Source organism: Shinella sp. R2-11 (assembly GCF_055330205.1).
In genome coordinates this window covers 38,910-58,556 of sequence record NZ_JBVAPC010000011.1, presented here as the reverse complement: position 1 = coordinate 58,556, position 19,647 = coordinate 38,910, and the positions used below count along the sequence as shown (strand labels likewise).

Below are 19,647 nucleotides of genomic sequence, written 5' to 3'. Positions count from 1 at the left end.
GATCCGGCTTTCGATGTCAGACCTTCACCCAGGCCCCGTTCCGCTTCGAGGACTGCACGCAGGCATCGACGAAGAGCATGCCCTTGAGGCCGTCGTCGACCGTCGGATAGATGACGGCGGGATCGACCTTCGCGCCGCTGCGCTTGGCATGGATGGCGCGCGCGGCTTCGGAATAGATGTTGGCGAAGCCTTCGAGATAGCCTTCCGGGTGGCCGGAGGGTACGCGGCTGACGCGGGCGGCGGCGGGGCCGGAGCCCGCACCGTTGCGCGTGATGAGACGCTTCGGCTCGCCGAAGGGCGTGTACCAGAGATAGTTCGGATCGGCCTGCACCCATTCAAGGCCGCCCTTCGTGCCATAGACGCGGACCTTCAGGCCGTTCTCGTGGCCGGGCGCGACCTGGCTGCACCAGAGCGTGCCCTTGGCCCGCACGCCGTCCTTCTCCTTGAAGCGCATCATGACATGGGCGTTGTCGTCCAGCCTGCGGCCCGGCACGAAGCTGTCGAGGTCGGCGGCAAGCTCTTCCAGTTCGAGGCCGGAGACGAAGCAGCCGAGATTGTAGGCATGCGTGCCGATATCACCTGTGGAGCCGCCCGCGCCGGATTTGGTGGGGTCCGTGCGCCAGGCGGCCTGCTTCTGGCCGCTCGATTCGATATCCTCCGTCAACCAGTCCTGCGGATATTCCATCTGGACGAGGCGGATCGTGCCGAGCTCGCCGTTCTGGATCATCTCCCGGGCCTGCCGCACCATGGGGTAGCCGGTGTAATTATGCGTCAGCACGAAGAGCGCGTCGCTCTCCTCCGCCAGCTTCTTCAGCTTGCGCGCGTCGGCCAGCGTCGAGGTCAGCGGCTTGTCGCAGATGACGTGGATGCCGCGCTTCAGGAATTCCTTGGCCGCCTCGTAATGCACGTGGTTGGGCGTGACGATCGCCACCGCCTCGATGCCGTTCTTCAGCTTGGCCTCGCGGATCGCCATCTCCTTGAAGCTGCCGTAGCTGCGCGATGGGTCGAGCCCGAGCTCGCGCGCCGACTGCTCGGCCCTTTCCGGCGAGGACGACAGCGCGCCGGCGACGAGCTCGTAGTGGTCGTCCAGCCGGGCGGCGATGCGGTGCACCGCGCCGATGAAGGCGCCCGAACCGCCGCCGACCATGCCGAGCCGGATGCGGCGCTCCCGCGCCTCGCTTGCGCTTCCTTCGATTGCCATGGGGGGTTTCCTCCTTGATGTTGCTGCGGGAGGCTTACCCCCCTCTGTCACTTCGTGACATCTCCCCCACAAGGGGGGAGATTGACTGGTGCCTAACATGATCCTCATCGCCCGGTCGGGAAGGGCAAAGCATCGCCTCATCCGATCTCCCCCCTTGTGGGGGAGATGCCCGGCAGGGCAGAGGGGGTGCCCCTACACCCTCAAAGCCCGAGCATGCGCCGGTTCGCCGCCTGATCCGTCCCCGCATCGGCAAAATCGTCGAACGCCTTTTCCGTCACGCGGATGATATGCGCGTTCACGAACTCCGCCCCCTCGCGCGCGCCGTCCTCCGGGTGCTTCAGAGCGCATTCCCATTCCACCACCGCCCAGCCGGCGAAATCGTTGGCGGCCATCTTGGAGAAGACCGCGCCGAAATCCACCTGTCCGTCGCCGAGCGAGCGGAAGCGGCCGGCGCGGTTGACCCAGCCCTGATAGCCGCCATAGACGCCCTGCCGGCCCGTCGGGTTGAACTCGGCATCCTTCACATGGAACATGCGGATGCGGTCCTTGTAGATGTCGATATTGTCGAGATAGTCGAGGCACTGCAGGACATAGTGCGAGGGATCGTAGAGCATGCAGGCGCGGGCATGGTTGCCGGTGCGCTCCAGGAACATCTCGTAGGTGATGCCGTCGTGCAGGTCCTCGCCCGGATGGATCTCGTAGCAGATGTCGACCCCGTTCTCCTCGGCATGATCGAGGATCGGTGTCCAGCGCTTCGCCAGTTCATCGAAGGCGGTTTCGACAAGGCCGGCGGGACGCTGCGGCCAGGGATAGACGAAGGGCCAGGCCAGCGCGCCGGAGAAGCTGGCCATCGCGTCGAGGCCGAGGTTCTTCGAGGCCGTCAGCGCCAGCTTCACCTGCTCCACCGCCCATGCCTGCCGCGCCTTCGGATTGCCGCGCACTTCGGGCACGGCAAAGCCGTCGAAGGCCTCGTCATAGGCCGGATGCACGGCGACGAGCTGGCCCTGCAGATGGGTGGAAAGCTCGGTGATCTCGACGCCGTTCTCGCGCGCCTTGCCGGCGAACTCGTCGCAATAGGCCTTGGATTCCGCCGCCTTTTTCAGGTCGATGAGGCGCGTGTCCCAGGTCGGCACCTGCACGCCCTTGTAGCCGATGTCGGCCGCCCATTTGGTGATCGAGTCCCAGGAGTTGAACGGCGCGGCATCGCCCGCGAACTGTGCGAGAAACAGGCCGGGGCCCTTGATCGTCTTCATTTCGGCTTCCTCCCATGGAGCTGGCCATGGTCGCGGCCAGTCGATGATATTTTTGCAGTACGTACCGCAGCGCGTGGAAAGCTATCGGCCTTTGGCCGGGCGGGCAATGCGGAATTATAAGAGTTGATGGAATGTGAGGGGCGGTGGCGACGCGGCACCAAGGGCGTCCGCCAAGCCGGTGCCAGTACCTCGCTCCGCCCTCTCCCCTCTCCTTCGTCATGGTCGGACCTGACCCGACCATCCACGCCACACCCGCGGGTGTATCCTCGGGTCAAGCCCGAGAATGACGACAGAGAGTGTGGCGCGGTCATGGACGAACCGCCCGGGCAAAAACCCGGGCGGCTCGCTTCATCGTCAGATCAGAACGGGGAATCGGGGAAGTAGAAGTCCTTCGCGTTGTCCTTCGTCACCAGTGTGGCGTCGATGGTGTAGACGCCGCGGACCGGAACCTGGCCGTAGAAGTTGGCGGCGGTCATTTCGAGCGCGGTGCCCACCATTGCCGGCGGATAGAGCACGTCGACCGGGATCATCTTGTCGCCGTCCATGACCTTCTTGATCATGTCCTTGGAGCCGGCGCCGGCGATGACATACTGGATGTCCGTGCGGCCGGCCTGCTCGATGGCCTGGAGAACGCCGACGGCCATGTCGTCGTCCTGGCACCATACGACGTCGATCTTCTGGTACTTGGTCAGGTAGTCCTGCATGACCTTGAAGGCGTCGTCGCGGTTCCAGTTGCCGTACTGGCGGTCGAGAACCTTGACGCCCGAGCCCTCGATGCCCTTGTCGAAACCGTCCTGGCGCTGCTGGTCGATCGGGATCGCCATGCCGCGGATGACGACGACTTCGGCATCCGGCGTCGTGGTCTTGATATATTCGCCGGCCGTCTGGCCGAGGGCGAAGTTGTTGCCGGCGACATAGAGGTCACGCACGGAATTGTCGTTGGTGCTCGGCGCGCGGTCGACGAGCGCGACGAAGGTGCCCTTGCCCTTGACTTCCTTGATGGCGTTGACGAGCGGATCCGGGTCGGTCGGCAGGATGACGAGTGCGTCGATGCCCTGCGTTTCGAGGTCCTGCACGGCATTCGCCTGGCTTGCCGGATCCGGCGAGGTCTTGACGATGACGTTGAGGCCCGGATTGCGCTCCATCAGGAGCTTGGCGACACGCTCGGCGTGGTAGACGACGCCGGAGGTCCAGCCATGGTCGGCAGCCGGGATCGACACGCCGATCGTCACTTTCTTGTCTTCCGCATGGACGGCGCCGGCGATGAGCGCCATGGCGGCGACCGTCAGGCCCAAAAGTTTCTTGCGCATGAGTTTCCTCCCAAAAACCAGGTCTTCCTTTGTGCCGGGCGACCTGTTGGCCCGGTTGGTCCTACGACTTCCGCACCAGCGAGCGCTGGACGAGCATCGCAATGATGATGATCGCGCCCTGGATGGCCCCGATCAGGTATTCGCTGATGAAGTTGGAGAGCAGCATGATGTTGCCGACCAGCTCCAGGATGAAGGCGCCGCAGATCGTGCCCCAGACGCGCCCCGCCCCGCCCTTCAGCGCTGTGCCGCCGACGACGACCGCGGTGATCGCCTGCAACTCCCACAGGATGCCCGTGGTGGCCGAGGTAGAACCGAGGCGCGGCACGTAGAGCAGCACGGCGATGGCGACGCACAGGCCCTGGATGACGAAGGCGATGGTGCGCACCCGGTTGACCGGGATGCCGGAATAGCGCGCGACATCGCTGTTCGAGCCGACCGCCACGACATGGCGGCCGTAGCGCGTGCGGTAGAGGACGAAGGCGGCGATGGCGGTGACGACGAGGATGATGACGATCGGCACCGGCACGCCGAGGATGTAGCCGAAATAGGCCGGACGATACATCGCCTGCAATTCCGGCTCGCGCAGCGTAATCGCGCCGCCCTGCGACAGCCAGGTGGTGAGGCCGCGATAGATGCCCATCGTGCCGAGCGTGGCGATGAAGGGCTCGATCCTGCCGACCGTGGTGATGAGCCCGTTGGCAAGGCCGCAGGCCGCACCGATGACGACCGTCAACACCATGGCGGCGGCGAGCATCAGGCCGGGATCGGCAATCACACCGGAATTCATGAAGAGGATCATGATCGAGGCGACGAAGGCGACCATCGAGCCGACCGAGAGGTCGAGGTCGCCGGAGGAGATGACGAAGGTCGCGCCGACCGCGATGATCGCGATGAAGGCGCTGCGCGTCGCGACATTGGCGAGGTTGTTGAGCCCGATGAAATTGGGGTTCACCAGCGCGCCGACGATGAGGAGCAGCGCGAGCGCGGCGAAGGGCGCGACGGCCCTCAGGTCCACATCCCGCCAGCTTCGGCCCCGCGGCTTGGTTTCGACTGCGTCTTCCGTCATGTTCGTCCCCGACGTAATTCGTTGTGCTGGCGGCGATCAGGCCGCGGTCTTCTTCTTGAGGCCGGCCGAATAGCGCATGATCTCCTGCTCGGAGATCTCCTCGCCTTCGAGAATGCCGACGATCCGCCCTTCCCGCATGACGGCGACGCGCGTGCACAGGCCGATGATCTCCGGCATCTCCGAGGAGACGACGATGATCGACTTGCCGTCGCGGGCGAGCGCCGAGATGAAATGGTAGATCTGCTGCTTGGTGCCCACATCAATGCCGCGCGTCGGCTCATCGATGATGATGACGTCAGGCTCGGTTTCCATGACCTTGGCGAGCAGCAGCTTCTGCTGGTTGCCGCCCGACATGCGCCCGGCGACGACGCGCCCGTCGCGCACGCGGATGTCGAAGCGGCGGCGGGCGCGCTCCAACGCGGCGGCCTCGCTCTTCGGGCTGAGATAGCCATATTTGCCATGCTGCTCCAGCGATTGCAGCGTGAGGTTCGCCGTCATGCGCGAGTTCAGCAGCAGGCCCTTGTGCTTGCGGTCCTTGGTCATGTAGGCGATGCCGACGCGGTTGGCGGCATGGACGTCGCCGCCCGGAACCGTCTCGCCCCGCACCGAAACCTCGCCGGCCGAACGCGCCCGCAGGCCCGCGACGGCTTCCATCAGCTCGGTGCGGCCGGAGCCGATCAGACCGGAAAAACCGAGGATCTCGCCCTTGCGGACCTCGAAGCTCGCATCCTTGACATAATGCGTGGAAAGCCCCTCGACAGACAGCGTCACCTCTTCGTCGACGCTCGGCTCCTGCTTGGCGGGATAGAGGCTGGAGAGCTCGCGGCCGACCATGAGCTGGGCGATCGACTCGCCGTCGAGAATGCTCGTCGGCGCCGTCTTCACCCATTGCCCGTCGCGCAGCACCGTGACGCGGTCGGTGAGTTCCATCACCTCGTCCAGCTTGTGCGAGACGAAGACGAAGGACGTGCCCTTTTCGCGCAATTTGCGGACCTGACGGAAGAGATAGTTGGTCTCCTCGCGGGAGAGGACGGCGGTCGGCTCGTCCATGAAGATGATGCGCGCGTCGCGGCTGATGGCTTTCGCGATCTCCACCATCTGCTTGTCGGCGATGGAAAGCGAGCTGATCTGCGCGTTCTCGTCGACATGGGAGCCGAGCTGGTCAAGCACGCGGCGCGTCTCGGCGCGCATGAACTTGCGGTCGAGCACGCCGAAGCGCGTGACCTCGCGCCCGAGAAACAGGCTCTCGGTGACGGTGAGATGTTCGGCAAGGTTGAATTCCTGATGGATGATGACGATGCCGAGCGCCTCGGCCTGCCCGTTCGGCGGCAGCTTCACGGGCTGGCCGTCCAGCAGAATCTCGCCGGAGGTCGGCTGCTCGAAACCGGAGAGGATCTTCACCAGCGTCGACTTGCCGGCGCCGTTCTCGCCCATGAGCGCATGAATCTCGCCGGCACGCAGCTCGAAATTGACGCTGAACAGCACCTGCACGCCATTGAAAGACTTGCTGATACGGCGTGCGGCAAGGACGACGGGAGCCCCGTCGGCAGCGTCCGGATTCATCGATTTCCTCCCTGCGGCTCCCTACCGCTTGAGCATGATGTAAACCTTTACACGATCTATGTAAAGGTTTACATCGTTGGATATCGAGAATTTCCACCAAGCGTCGTTTGACCCTCGGGCCAGTCTGTGTAGTGTCCCCGCAAGTCCTTTGATCCTTGCAGTTCCGGATGCCGTTTTTTATCTTTCCGGACCTGCGACCGCTAAGTGAGAAACAGTTTGTCGTCGTCCAGCCCCGCCACGATCGAGGATGTCGCGCGTATCGCGCAGGTCTCGATCGCGACCGTGTCCCGGGCGATCCATACGCCGGAAAAGGTGGCGAACTCGACGCGGCTGAAGGTCAACCAGGCCATCGCCATCACCGGCTACACGACCAATGCGATGGCGCGGAGTCTCCGCCTCGGACGGTCGAACATGATCCTGGTCGTCGCGCCCGATATCGGCGATCCGAACTTCTCCAACATCCTCGTCGGCCTCGAAAACGAGGCGCGCGCGCATGGCTATGGCATCCTCATCGGCCATACGCAGAACGATCCGCAGCGCGGCCTCGAATATCTGAAATTCCTGAATTCCAACCAGGCGGCCGGGCTGATCCTCTTCACCGGCATCCTGCCCTTCGGCCACCAGACGATGACGGCCCGCCTGCCGCCCAGCGTCGGCGTCTTCGAGCCGGTCTATAACGGCGGCATTCCCTATGTGGGAGTCGACGATACCGAGGGCGCGCGCAAGGCCGTCGACCTGCTCATCGCCGAGGGCCACCGCAAGATCGCCTTCATCGGCGATTCGCGCACCCGCCTTGCCTATAGCCGCCGCCGGCAGGGCTATGACGAGGGGCTGGACGCCGCCGGCGTGCCGGCGGGCGAGCGCATCATCCTCGAAGGCGACGGCACCATCGAGAGCGGGCGCCTCGCACTCGAACAGCTCTTCATGCGCGACACGCTGCCGAGCGCCTTCATGTGCGTCAACGACCAGACGGCCATCGGCGTGATGATCGGCCTCGGCGCGCGCGGCTACGATATCCCGACCGACTTTTCCGTGACCGGCTTCGACGACGTGCCGCAGGCGACCTTCATGACGCCTTCCCTCACCACGATCCGCCAGCCACGCACCGCCATCGGCAGGAGTTCCATGGCGCTTCTCTTGGAACTGCTCTCTGGCAGCGCACCGCCGGAAGCCGAAATCCTGCTGACGCCGGACCTCATCGTGCGCAACTCCGTCTCCACCCCGGCGCGGCGGTTTTTGAAGCGGTAGCTGTCTCAGCCGGCATGGGTGCAGGCCGGAGGGGTATTTGCGGAGCACGTTTCAGCCTGCAACGAAAAGGGCGCCATTCGGCGCCCCTCTGGACATCGCAAAGCCATTCAAACGTAGCGGTTGACCACGTTCTCCAGCAGCTCCTGCCTGCCGGAGCGCGGCTGCGGGTTGATGCCGCCGGAAAGTACATAGGCCTCCAGCGCTTCCAGCGAGGAACCGCCGGAAAGAATCTTCTGTGCATCCGGCTTCTGCCAGCCGGCATAGCGCTCGGCGAGCGGGCCGGAGAGCGCCTTGTCCTCGATCATTCTCGCCGCCGCCTTCAGGCCGCGCGCGCAGCAATCCATGCCGCCGATATGACCGATGAGGAGATCCGCCGGGTCGATGGACTGGCGGCGCAGCTTGGCGTCGAAATTGGTGCCGCCCGTCGTGAAGCCGCCGCCGGCAAGCACCTGGTAATAGGCCAGCGCCATTTCCGGCACGTTGTTGGGGAACTGGTCGGTATCCCAGCCGGACTGGTAGTCGTTGCGGTTCATGTCGATGGAGCCGAAAACGCCGAGCGCATTGGCGAGCGCCAGCTCGTGCTCGAAGGAATGGCCGGCGAGGATCGCATGGCCCTGCTCGATATTGAGCTTCACCTCGTTTTCAAGGCCGTACTTCTTCAGGAAGCCATAGACCGTCGCGACGTCGTAGTCGTACTGGTGCTTGGTCGGCTCCTGCGGCTTCGGCTCGATGAGGATCGCGCCCTTGAAACCGATCTTGTGCTTGTATTCCACCACCATGTTGACGAAGCGTCCGAGCTGGTCGAGCTCCTGGCCGATATTGGTGTTGAGCAAGGTCTCGTAGCCCTCGCGGCCGCCCCAGAGCACATAGTTGTCGCCACCGAGGCGCTGCGTCGCGTCGATGCAGGTCTTCACCGTCGCAGCGGCAAAGGCGAAGACGTCCGGGTCCGGATTGGTCGCGGCGCCGCCCATGTAACGGCGGTTCGAGAAGAGGTTCGCCGTGCCCCAGAGCAGCTTGACGCCGGTCGCGGCCTGCTTTTCGGCGAAATAGTCGACGATCTCGTTGAGGTTCTTCGTGTTCTCGACGAAGTCCTTGCCTTCCGGGCGCACGTCCGCGTCATGGAAGCAGTAGAAGGGCACGCCGAGGAGCTGGAAGAATTCGAAGGCGACGTCGGCCTTCAGCTTCGCCGCCTTCATGCTGTCCTCGAACCACGGACGTTCGAAGGTCTGGCCACCGAAGGGGTCGCCGCCCGGCCAGACGAAGGTATGCCAGTAGGCGACGGCGAAGCGCAGGTGATCCTCCATGCGCTTGCCCATGACGATCTCGTCGGGATTGTAGTGGTGGAAGGCGAGCGGATTGGTGCTCTCGGGACCTTCATATCTGATCTTGGCGATATCGCCGAAAAAGCCGGTGGCCATGGGTGTCTCCTCTCGAATGGTCGTTGATCAGTAGGCGGCGCGGATCGCCGGATAGAGCCGGCGGTAGCGCTGGTAGGCATCCTCGTAGGCAGCGGTGAGCGCTGCCTCGGGTTCGATGGTTTCCGCGGTGGCGGGGGCGGTCAGCACCTCCGTCGGGTTCGCGCCGGTCGCGGCGATGAGGCCGAGGCGGGCGGCGCCGAAGGCCGCGCCGAAATCGCCGTCGGCCGGCAGGTCGACGGGAAGGTTCAGGGCCGTCGCGATGGACTTCAGCCAGTAATGCGAGCGCGAACCGCCGCCGATGGCGGTGACGCGGGAAAGTCGCGTGCCGGCGGATTTCAGCGCTTCGAGATTGTCGCGAAGCGCGAAGGAAACGCCCTCCAGCACGGCCTGCGTCAGCACCGGCCGGCCGCTCTCATGGCCGAGGCCGAGGAAGGCACCGCGGATGGCGGCATCGTTGTGCGGCGTGCGCTCGCCCGAGAGATAGGGCAGGAAGGTGACGCTCGACGGGGCCTTCAGCGCCTCGCCGAGTTCCTTCGTGAGATCGGCGGCGGAAGCGCCGGTGACGCGCGAATGCCAGTTGAGCGCATCGGTGGCGGAAAGGATGACGCCCATCTGGTGCCAGGTGTTCGGCAGCGCGTGGCAGAAGGCGTGCACGGCGCTTTCCGGGTTCGGCAGGTAGCTGGCATTGGCGGCGAAAAGCACGCCGGAGGTGCCCAGCGAAACGAAGGCCGTGCCCTCGCGCACCGTGCCCATGCCGCAGGCCGAAGCCGCATTGTCCCCTGCCCCACCGGCAACGACGACACCCTCGCCGAGGCCCCATTTAGACGATAGCTCCGGCCGCAACATACCGGCCGGCTCGGTGCCTTCCACGAGGCCCGGCATCTGGCGCTCTTCGAGGTCGGTCGCGGCCAGCAGCTCGGCGGACCATTTACGCGCGCCGGTATCGAGCCAGGACGTGCCGGCGGAATCGGACATTTCGGAAAGATGCTCGCCCGTCAACCAGAGGCGGAGATAGTCCTTGGGCAGCAGCACCCAGCGGACCTTGGCGAAGACATCGGGCTCGTTGTTCTTCACCCAGGCGAGCTTCGGCGCGGTGAAGCCGGGGAAGACGATATTGCCGGTAATCTTTCGAAAGCGCGGATCGGCGTCGAGCGCGGCGGCTTCCCTGTGGCTGCGCGTGTCGTTCCACATGATGCAGGGGCGCAGCACCCTGTCGTCCGCATCGACCAGCGTCGCGCCATGCATGTGGCCGGAAAGGCCGATGCCGCGCACGGCGGAAAATTCGGCGGGGTGCGCGGCGCGAAGGCTGGCGATCGCCTCCTCCGTCGCGCGGATCCAGTCGGCCGGGTCCTGCTCCGACCAGCCGGCGTGAAGGCGCGCGGTCTCGACCTCCCTGCCGGAGGCCGAGCCGACGACGGTCTGGTCCGCATCGATCAGCATGGCTTTCACGCCCGACGTGCCGAGGTCGATCCCGAGATACATGGCTGTCTCCTAGTTTTCCTCGTCCGGGCCGGCCGGGAGGTTGTCCTTGATGAAGATGTCGAGGCGGATTCGCTCCTGCGCGGCGTTGACCGGCAGGCCGTCCGCCTTGGCGCGCAGCACGCGGACGGCGCTGCGCACCTCGTGGCCGGCATCCTGGTTGAGCACGGCATCGACGAAACCGGCTTGCAGCGCCGCCCGGGTCTCGCCGGTCAGCTCGTGCACGATCACGCAGAGATCGCCCCTGCCCCCCGCCGAAAGCGCGGCGATGAGGCCGCGATTGCCTGCGCCGAGGCTGTAGATGCCGGCGAGATCCGGCACGTTGGCGAGGCAATCGGCGATCAGCGAGAGGGAGAGCTCCGGATCGTCCTGCCCTTCCAGCACCGGCAGGATGGCGCGGGGCTCCGGCATGGCCGACATGGCGGCAAGAAAGCCTTCGAGACGCTCGCCATGGTCGCGCACGCGCATGGAGCCGGCGAGCACCGCGACGGGGCCTGGCCGGCCGCCGAGGAAGCGGCCCATCAGGCTGCCGGCGGTGCGGCCGGCGGCGATATTGTCGACACCGACGAAATGATCGCGGCCAGAGCCGGCAAGATCGGAAACGAGGGTGACGACGGGAATGCCGGCTTCATGCGCGCGGGCGATGGCGTCGGAGACTTCCGGCGCATCCACGGCGACGGCGGCGATGCCGGAGACGTCTTCGGCGATGGCGGCATCGATGGCCTTCGCCAGCGCCGCCGCGTCGAAGGCCGGCACTGTCGCCACGGAAAGGCGGGTGCGCTCGGCGGCGGAATGGAGGCCGGCGCGGCGCACCTCCGCCTCCAGCCCGCGCATGAAGGGATTGTCGCCTTCCGGCAGGATGAAGACGAGCGGATAGACGCGGCCCTTGGCAAGGTTCGCCGCCGCGACGTCGCGCACATAGCCGAGCGCGGCGATCGCCGCCTCGACCCTCGCGCGCGTGACGCCGCGCACGCCCGGCCGGTCGTTCAGGACGCGGTCGACCGTGGCGAGGCTGACGCCCGCCTTGTCGGCGATATCGTGAACCGTGGGTCTCATCTCTCCTCCGTGGCGAGACCCTTAGAGGAATTTTTGATGTACGTAAATCAGAAATTTTCAGGCAAGGTCGGAAGGCCGGTTTTACGGGCCCTAGAGACGCTTGCTGAAGGCGTGGGTGAAGAGGAGATCGGCGGGGTTCTCGCCGGCCTTCGCGAGGGCGACGTCCATAAAGGTGTCGGTGACGCGCACCAGCGCGAGGCCGCCCAGGAAGGCGGCAATGGGCTTGAAGATATCGTAGCCCTCGCGGTTGTAGATCATCGGCGTCGGATGCTCGTGGCCATGGAAGATGCCGGCGACATTGTAGCCCTTGAGGGCGGCAAGGAGGGCGGCGCGCTCCTCGTCGCTCCACCAGTGCGCGGGACCGGCGCCGGTCGGATCGAAGGTCTTCGCCGCCGGGTCCCAGTGCTCGGTGGAGAAGTGGTCCCAGCCGTAGTGCTGGAAGAGCACGACGGGCCGGCCGTCTGCGGCATAGGTTGCAAGGTCCTGCTGCAGCCAGTTGAGGCCGCTGATGGCGCCCTTGGTGTGGTCGCCGCCGAAGCGCTGGAGCTGGATGAGGTGCAGCCCGCCCCAGTCCCAGGAATAGTTGTCCGAATCGAGATCGTAGTTCGTCACCGGCACCGGCGCCTTGTAGAAGACCGTGGAGCGGTGGTTGAGCTCGACATAATCGCGCAGTTCCCGGCGATACCAGTCGACATGCGGCGGCACGCCGTCCTGGTCGAGGTCGTGATTGCCGAGGCCGTTATAGACGGGATAGTGCACCCGGTCCGGCCCGGTGCCCTGCTGGTAGCGGCTGGCGAATTGCTGGAGCTGCCACCCCTCGCCCGGCACCTTCACCTGCCCGCCGCCGTCGTCCGTCATGTCGCCGCCGAGCACAAGGCCCAGCGGCGCGGCGATGGGCGCGCCGGCGCTCGCAAGGCCGGAGGGCTTACCGTCGATCACCGCCGGCCAGACGAGCCCGCCGACCGCGTTGACCGCCGCGACATGCCGCAGCAGCGCAGCATCCGTCTTGCCCTCGGCCGCGCAGTTCGGACTAAGGCCGTCCGCCGAGACGAGGCAGGCATGCACGTCGCAGGAAAAGAGAAAGGTGGCGTCCGTCGCGGGGCGCTGCGCCCCGGCGGCAGCCGCGAGCCTCGGCAGGGCGAGGGAGAGGCCGAGGCCGCCCGCGGCTGTCAGGAGATGGCGGCGGGTGGGATTGAAGGACATGCTTGTCTCCGGGCATCGATCACGCCGCCATTCTGGCGGACGGACCGATGTCCCGGCAAGAGGATTTCGGGCGGGCTCAGTGCCCGCCTCCGCCCCCGACGCCCGATTGCGGCTTGCTGATCGCGAAGGCGCAGACGACGAGCGAACCGAAGAGGATGGTCAGGAGCAGGAAGATATCGATGAAGGACAGGATATAGGCCTGCTGCTGCACCATGCCGGCCATCTGCTTGATGGCGATGGTCGGCCCGTCGAGACCGTGGGCGGAAAAGTTCGAGGCCATGTTGCGCAGCTGCTCGACGGCGACCGGATTGCCCCACTGCACATGCTCGGACAGGCGCAGGTAATGTTCCTGCGAGCGCTGGGTGAGGATCGTGTTGATGACCGCGAGCCCCACCGCCCCGCCGAGGTTTCGCGTCAGGTTGAAAAGGCCGGAGGCGTTGCGGATACGGTCGGGCGGCAGCGTGCCGAGCGCCACGTTGTTGATCGGCACCATGCAGATCATCAGCGAGACGCCGCGCAGGATCTGCGGCACCAGGAGCTCGTAGAAGTCCCAGTCGGCGGTGAGCTGCGTCATCGACCATGTGCCGAGCGCAAAGCCGCCGAAGCCGATCATCATCATGACGCGCGGATCGAGCCGCGACGACATCATGCCGGCGATGGGCGCGGTGCAGAACATGGCAAGGCCCGAGACGAACATCGTCTCGCCGATCATCAGCGAATCGTAGCCCCGGATGCGGGCGAGATAGAGCGGATAGAGATAGGTGAGGCCGTAGAGCCCGATGCCCATGACGAAGGAGAAGACCGAGCCGAAGGCGAAGTTGCGGTTGGCGAAGGCGCGCAGGTCCACCACCGGGAACGGCACCTTGAAGGCCCGCCAGAAGAAGACGATGGCGCCGATGGCGACGGCGAGCGAGCCCATGACGATATGCTCGTCGCTGAACCAGTCCTTGTTGTTGCCTTCTTCCAGCACGTATTCCAGCGAGCCGAGGAACACCGCCATGGAGATGAGCCCCCACCAGTCGAAGCGCTTCATCAGGCCGAATTCCGGCTTGTCGAAGTCGATCAGGTTGAAGGTGAGGACCGTGACGATGATGCCGGGAATGATGTTGACGAGGAACAGCCAGTGCCAGGAGAAGGCATGGCTGAGATAGCCGCCGACCGTCGGGCCGATGGTGGGGGCGAGCGTCGCGACGAGGCCGATCATCGGCGAGACGACGGAGCGCTTGGAGGGCGGGAAGATGGTGAAGGCCGCCGCGAAGACCGAGGGGATCATGCCGCCGCCGATGAAGCCCTGGATGGCGCGGTAGACGATCATCTGGTCGATATTCGTCGCGGTCGCGGCAAGCGCGCTGGCGATGGTGAAGCCGGCGGCCGAGAAGCTGAACAGCACGCGCGTCGAGACGATGCGTGCCAGCGTGCCCGACAGCGGGATCATGATGACTTCGGCGATCAGGTAGGAGGTCTGCACCCAGGCGATCTCGTCCGCGCCCGCGCCGAGACCGGCCTGGATTTCCGACAGCGAGGCCGAGACGATCTGGATGTCGAGGATCGACATGAACATGCCGAAGACCATCGCGAAGAACGCGATGACGCGGCGGACGGGAACCTTGTCGGGGTTTGCGGGCGCGCCCGCAAATGCGCCGGCAGTCGGTTGAGCGGTCGCGGCCATGGCCCGCGCTCCCTTGCTGGAGCACCCTGCGGCCGCGTGTCGTCACCCGGCCGCCGAATGCGGTAAACGTTGGATCCGAAAGTTACTCGGCCGTCGCGGCGACCGCCGAGCCCGCGGGGGCCGTGCGGCTGTCGACATCGACGACCACGCTCAGGCCCGCACGAAGCTTGCCGCTGTCCAGCGCTTCCTTCGGAAGGGCGATGCGGACCGGCACGCGCTGCGTGACCTTGGTGAAGTTGCCCGTCGCGTTCTCCGCCGGCAGCAGCGAGAAGACCGAGCCGGAGGCCGGCGCGATCGAGGACACCGTGCCGAGAATGTCGTCGTCCTCATAGGCGTCGACATGCAGGTGCACCTTCGAGCCGGGCACGAGATGGGCGATCTGCGTTTCCTTGAAGTTCGCCTCGACATAGAGGTCCGTCACCGGAACCAGCGCGGCAAGGCGTTGGCCGGCCGAGACGAGGTCGCCGACCTGCACGGAGACATTGCCGACGACGCCGTCATAGGGCGCCTTCAGCACCGTGAAGCCGAGGTCGCGCGCGGCCTTGTCGCGGGCAAGCTCGAGCGTGCGGATGCCGCTCTCGGACTCGGCGCGCTGGGCCTGGAGGACCGCGATATTCGCCTTTGCGGACACGATATTGGCATCCGCGCCGACGAGGTTCGCCCTGGCCTGGTCGAGCGCCACCGTGGCGCTGTCGAGCGAGGCAGCGGTGCCGACGGCCTTGGCGTTCAGCTCCTTGGCGCGCTTTTCGGCGACTTCCGCGCCGTTGAGCGCGGCCTGGTAGGCGGTCTTCTGGGCTTCCGCCTGGGCAAGGCTCGCCTTCGCGCCGTCGATCTGCGCGTCGATGCGGTCGAGCGCCAGCTTCTGGGTGGCGATCTGCGCCTCGGCCTGTTCCTTCGCGAGACGATAGTCGCCGTCGTCGAGCGTGACGAGCGGATCGCCGGCCTTGACCGTCTGGTTGGCGACGACATTGACCGCGGCCACATAGCCGGAGACCTTCGGCGAGATCGAGGCGATGTCGCCCTCGATATAGGCGTCGTCGGTCGAGATCATGAAGCGGCCATGCGTCCACCACTGGTAGCCGTACCAGCCGGCGGCGGCGAGCAGCGCAAGGCCGAGGATCGGCAGCATCATGCGGCGGCCGCCCTTCTTCTTCTCGGGCTGCGCGGCCACGGCCTCGGGCGCCGCGGCCTCCGCCGTCGTCACCGGCCGGGCCTCCGCGGTCTCGGCTTCAAAATCGTCGTTGACCGGGCGAACCTTCGCCGTGCCGGCGCCATGGGAAGTCGACATGCGCATGCCACCATTCTCTGGGTGAAATTTAAAAATTAACTGAACTGAACCGTTCGGTTCGATTTGACATAGTCCTCTTTTTCCCGCATATCAAGTGAAATCGAACCGGGTGGTTCGAAATACTTCACATCAGGCTTTGCGCACGGGAACGGAGATGCATACGACGGAAGACAAGATGGCTGCCCCGCATGCGGGTCGCCGCGTGGCGGGCGAGGACCCCGCCAAGCGCGAGCAGATCCTCGACGGGGCCAAGCGCGTGTTCATGGAGCAGGGCTTCGAAGCGGCCAGCATGAACGACATCACGCGCGCCGCCGGCGTCTCCAAGGGCACCATCTACGTCTATTTCGAGAACAAGGAAGACCTGTTCGGCTACATGATCGAGCGCGAGCGCAACCGCATCACCGAGACGGTGCGCCACGTGCTCGACGGAAAGAAGCCGATCACCGAGACGCTTGCCGATTTCGGCGTGCTCTTCGCCACCCACATGACGGCGGACCAGACGATCCGCGCCATGCGCATGGTGATCGCCGCCAACCATCGCCTGCCGATGCTCTGTAGCCGCTTCTTCTCCGCGACGCCGATCAATCCCGTCTCCGTGCTGCAGGAATATCTCGACCGCCAGGCGGCCGAGGGCATCATCGCATGCGAGGATACGACGCATGCCGCCAAGCAGTTCATCGAGCTCACCACGGTCGGCCTCTTCAAGCCGCGCATCTTCGGCGCGATGGAGGACGTGCCGTCGCGGGCGATGATCGAGAAGAACGTCACCTCCGCCATCCGCATGTTCCTCGCCGCCTACGGCGCGAAGCCTTGAGAAGCACCGGCGACCGCGCCAACAGATGACGAAATCGTGATATTCGCCGGAACGGCGGCCCGCTCGCTTGTCAGCGGCCGGATTCTGCATAAATACGGAAGTCCATTCCCGTATTCATGGAGAGGAAAGACCGGATGGACAGCATTCTTGCGCTCGTGCAAGACCCGGCCGCCTGGATCGCACTCGTCACGCTCGTCGTGATGGAAGTGGTTCTCGGCATCGACAACCTCATCTTCATCTCGATCCTGAGCAACAAGCTGCCCGCCGAACATCGCGTGCAGGCCCGCCGCATCGGCATCGGCCTTGCGCTTGTCATGCGTCTTGCGCTGCTCGGCACCGTCGCCTGGATCGTCCAGCTGACGACGCCGGTCTTCACGCTGTTCGACCACGGCTTCTCGTGGAAGGACATGATCCTGATCGCCGGCGGCCTCTTCCTCGTCTGGAAGGCGACGAAGGAGATCCACCACAATGTCGACCCGGTCGACCACAAGGAGGACATGGTGGGCGGCGCGGTCACCACGTCGTTCACTGCTGCCATCGGCCAGATCCTGCTGCTCGACCTCGTCTTCTCGATCGACAGCATCATCACCGCCGTCGGCATGACGCCGCACCTGCCGATCATGGTGGTCGCCGTGCTCGTGGCCGTCGCCGTCATGCTGCTGGCCGCAACGCCGCTCGCCAACTTCATCGAGAAGAACCCGACCATCGTCATGCTGGCGCTGGCCTTCCTCCTGATGATCGGCACGACGCTGATCGCCGAAGGCATGGGCTTCCATGTGCCCAAGGGCTACATCTACGCGGCCATGGCCTTCTCGGCGCTTGTGGAGCTGCTGAACATGCTCTCGCGCAATGCGCGGCAGAAGAGCAGGGGCGAGGGCCACTGAAACAAAACCGGCGGGACTTCGCCCCGCCGGCCTGATTCTGGAAGCTGTCGAAGACGGGCCGGACGGGTGGGGAGCTCGCCTGCCGTTTCGTTGGCCACGGGGAGAAACCGGAAAAATCCCCGTGTTCTCCATCTCCGTCGTGTCCGGTTGACACGGCCCGCCTTCTCTTGGCAAATCTTCTGACGGGTGGATTGTTCCACGAAAGTTTTGGCCGGTTGCGCTGATCGCAGCGGAACCGGCAGGGCCTCAAGGGAATTCATGCCGCGCATCACCCCGCCGCACGGACTGACATATGACCCTTGAGCAGACCTTCGCCTTCGTCGTCATCGGGCTCATGATGGCGGCGTTCATATGGGGAAGGTTCCGCTACGATCTCGTCGCCTGCTGTTCGCTGCTGCTTGCGCTCGCCGTCGGTATCGTGCCCTTCGACAAGGCGTTTTCCGGCTTTTCCGACGATATCGTCATCATCGTCGGCAGCGCGCTGATGGTGAGCGCGGCGGTCGCCCGCTCCGGCATCGTCAACCTCGCGGTCAAGCGCTTCTTCCCAAACCTGACATCGAAACGCAGCCAGCTCGCGCTGCTGCTGGTCTCGGTCGCGGTGCTCTCGGCTTTCATCAAGAATATCGGCGCGCTCGCCATCATGATGCCGCTCGCCTTCCAGTTCGCCCGCAAGTCCGGCACCCCCGCCTCGAAATTCCTGATGCCGATGGCCTTCGCCGCCCTCCTCGGCGGCCTGATGACGCAGATCGGCACCTCGCCCAACATCGTCGTCTCGCGTCTTCGCCAGGAGATCGGCGGCGAGAGCTTCACCATGTTCGACTTCACGCCCGTCGGCGCGACGCTGACGGTCTGCGGCATCCTCTTCATGCTGTTCTTCAACCGCATCGTGCCCGAGCGCACCAACAAGAACGCCAGCATCGAGGAATCGCTGGAAGCGGCCGCCTATTCCTCCGACGCGACGGTGGAGGAAGGCTCGGCCGCCATCGGCAAGTCGCTCAACGAGGTGCTGCGCAACGGCGACGGCGACGTCATCGCCACCTCCATCATCCGCGGCCACGTGCATCTGACGCCGCTGCCGGACGTGCGCCTGCTGGAGCATGATACTATCCTGATGGAAGGCACCGCGAGCGCCCTCGACAAGGTCGTCTCCACCGCCGGCCTCACGCTGTCCGGCCAGCCGATCCGCGCCGGGCGCGGGGAAGCCGGCGAGATCAGCGCCATCGAGGTGGTCGTCGGCAACGAATCCCGCCTCATCGACATTTCCGCCCGCTCCATCGCGCTGTTCCATTCCTACGGCATCAACCTGCTCGCCGTCAGCCGGCAGGGCCAGCGCCTGCGCGAGAAGCTCTCGGAGGTGCGCCTTCGCCCCGGCGACGTCATCGTGGTGCAGGGCAACAACCGGGCGCTGCCGACGCTGCTGCCCGAGCTTGGCCTCCTCCCCCTCGCCCAGCGCGAGATCCTGCTCGGCGCGCCGCGCAAGGCGATCATCCCCGTGCTGGTGCTGATCGCCGCCATGGCCTCCACCGCGCTCGGCTTCGTGCCGGTCGCGACCGGCTTCTTCGCCGCCGCCGTCGCCATGGTGCTGTTCCGCGCGGTGCCGCTGCGCGAGGCCTATGCCGCGCTCGACGGGCCGATCCTCGTCATGCTCGCCGCCCTCATTCCCGTTTCCGACAGCCTGCGCACGACGGGCGCGAGCGAGCTCATCGCCGGCTGGCTCGGCGATATCGCCGTGCACCTGCCGCCCTTCGGCGCGCTCGGCCTCATCCTGCTGACGGCGATGGCGGTGACGCCCTTCCTCAACAATGCCGCGACGGTGCTGGTGATGGCGCCCATCGCGGCGAGCTTCGCAAGCGCCCTGCACTACCGGCCCGAGGCCTTCCTGATGGCCGTGGCGATCGGCGCGGGCTGCGACTTCCTCACCCCCGTCGGCCACCAGTGCAACACGCTGGTCATGGGCCCGGGCGGCTACAAGTTCGCCGACTATCCCCGCGTCGGCCTGCCGCTCTCCGTCCTCATCGTCATCGTCAGCGTGCCGGCGCTGCTCTACGTCTGGCCGGTGCGATAGGCGGGCCCGAGTTTTTCTTGACGCGCCGGGCTGAATATGGTCTCACCCAGCCCAATGGAAAGCCTCTTCCCGCCGCCCGAAACGGCGAAAATCCGGGCTCTCCCCTCCTGAAATGTCAAGACAGGCCCTA

General features: G+C 65.5%; 15 protein-coding genes. 4 read left to right on the top strand and 11 right to left on the bottom strand.

Annotated elements, in window-relative coordinates; genetic code table 11:
• Positions 1–16 precede the first annotated feature (16 nt).
• The 5 genes from ACZ1A1_RS22610 to ACZ1A1_RS22590 form a co-directional block, all read right to left on the bottom strand.
• Positions 17–1,201 carry a Gfo/Idh/MocA family protein gene (locus tag ACZ1A1_RS22610; protein WP_463621690.1) on the bottom strand — a complete coding sequence of 395 codons (1,185 nt, stop codon included), beginning with the start codon at positions 1,199–1,201 and terminating at the stop codon, positions 17–19.
• Between the two features lie 200 nt (positions 1,202–1,401).
• Positions 1,402–2,454, bottom strand: a complete 1,053-nt coding sequence (locus ACZ1A1_RS22605) for a sugar phosphate isomerase/epimerase family protein (protein ID WP_463621689.1) — start codon at positions 2,452–2,454, stop codon at positions 1,402–1,404.
• 359 nt (positions 2,455–2,813) lie between these two features.
• Positions 2,814–3,764 (bottom strand): substrate-binding domain-containing protein, encoded by a 951-nt coding sequence (locus ACZ1A1_RS22600; RefSeq protein WP_313193198.1) that lies wholly within the window; start codon positions 3,762–3,764, stop codon positions 2,814–2,816.
• Positions 3,765–3,825: 61 nt separating this feature from the next.
• A complete protein-coding gene (locus ACZ1A1_RS22595) occupies positions 3,826–4,830 on the bottom strand; it encodes an ABC transporter permease (RefSeq protein WP_463621688.1) in 1,005 nt (334 codons plus the stop codon).
• Between the two features lie 36 nt (positions 4,831–4,866).
• Positions 4,867–6,393, bottom strand: a complete 1,527-nt coding sequence (locus tag ACZ1A1_RS22590) for a sugar ABC transporter ATP-binding protein (protein ID WP_415212731.1) — start codon at positions 6,391–6,393, stop codon at positions 4,867–4,869.
• A 216-nt stretch (positions 6,394–6,609) separates the two neighbouring features.
• On the opposite strand from ACZ1A1_RS22590, the gene ACZ1A1_RS22585 reads away from it, so the two are divergent.
• Complete coding sequence (locus ACZ1A1_RS22585; protein WP_313193201.1) at positions 6,610–7,641, top strand: LacI family DNA-binding transcriptional regulator; 1,032 nt, start codon at positions 6,610–6,612, stop codon at positions 7,639–7,641.
• Positions 7,642–7,748: 107 nt separating this feature from the next.
• On the opposite strand, the gene xylA is transcribed toward ACZ1A1_RS22585, so the two are convergent.
• The 6 genes from xylA to ACZ1A1_RS22555 form a co-directional block, all read right to left on the bottom strand.
• Positions 7,749–9,059, bottom strand: coding sequence for a xylose isomerase (gene xylA / locus ACZ1A1_RS22580; RefSeq protein WP_463621686.1), 1,311 nt, complete (start codon positions 9,057–9,059; stop codon positions 7,749–7,751).
• Between the two features lie 27 nt (positions 9,060–9,086).
• Positions 9,087–10,541, bottom strand: a complete 1,455-nt coding sequence (gene xylB / locus ACZ1A1_RS22575) for a xylulokinase (protein ID WP_463621685.1) — start codon at positions 10,539–10,541, stop codon at positions 9,087–9,089.
• 9 nt (positions 10,542–10,550) lie between these two features.
• A complete protein-coding gene (locus ACZ1A1_RS22570; RefSeq protein ID WP_463621684.1) occupies positions 10,551–11,594 on the bottom strand; it encodes a LacI family DNA-binding transcriptional regulator in 1,044 nt (347 codons plus the stop codon).
• A 90-nt stretch (positions 11,595–11,684) separates the two neighbouring features.
• Positions 11,685–12,767 (bottom strand): metallophosphoesterase, encoded by a 1,083-nt coding sequence (locus ACZ1A1_RS22565; protein ID WP_463621735.1) that lies wholly within the window; start codon positions 12,765–12,767, stop codon positions 11,685–11,687.
• Positions 12,768–12,873: 106 nt separating this feature from the next.
• On the bottom strand, positions 12,874–14,466 hold the full coding sequence (locus ACZ1A1_RS22560; protein ID WP_463621682.1) for a DHA2 family efflux MFS transporter permease subunit: 1,593 nt from the start codon (positions 14,464–14,466) through the stop codon (positions 12,874–12,876).
• Positions 14,467–14,548: 82 nt separating this feature from the next.
• Positions 14,549–15,754 (bottom strand): HlyD family secretion protein, encoded by a 1,206-nt coding sequence (locus tag ACZ1A1_RS22555; protein ID WP_463621681.1) that lies wholly within the window; start codon positions 15,752–15,754, stop codon positions 14,549–14,551.
• 154 nt (positions 15,755–15,908) lie between these two features.
• Between ACZ1A1_RS22555 and ACZ1A1_RS22550 the strand changes: the two genes are divergently transcribed.
• The 3 genes from ACZ1A1_RS22550 (at position 15,909) to ACZ1A1_RS22540 (ending at position 19,517) form a co-directional block, all read left to right on the top strand.
• A complete protein-coding gene (locus ACZ1A1_RS22550; RefSeq protein ID WP_313193208.1) occupies positions 15,909–16,568 on the top strand; it encodes a TetR/AcrR family transcriptional regulator in 660 nt (219 codons plus the stop codon).
• A gap of 134 nt (positions 16,569–16,702) precedes the next feature.
• Positions 16,703–17,452: a TerC family protein gene (locus tag ACZ1A1_RS22545; RefSeq protein WP_463621680.1), complete on the top strand. Its 750-nt coding sequence runs from the start codon at positions 16,703–16,705 to the stop codon at positions 17,450–17,452.
• A 292-nt stretch (positions 17,453–17,744) separates the two neighbouring features.
• Positions 17,745–19,517 carry an SLC13 family permease gene (locus ACZ1A1_RS22540; RefSeq protein WP_463621679.1) on the top strand — a complete coding sequence of 591 codons (1,773 nt, stop codon included), beginning with the start codon at positions 17,745–17,747 and terminating at the stop codon, positions 19,515–19,517.
• The last annotated feature ends 130 nt before the right edge of the window (positions 19,518–19,647 follow it).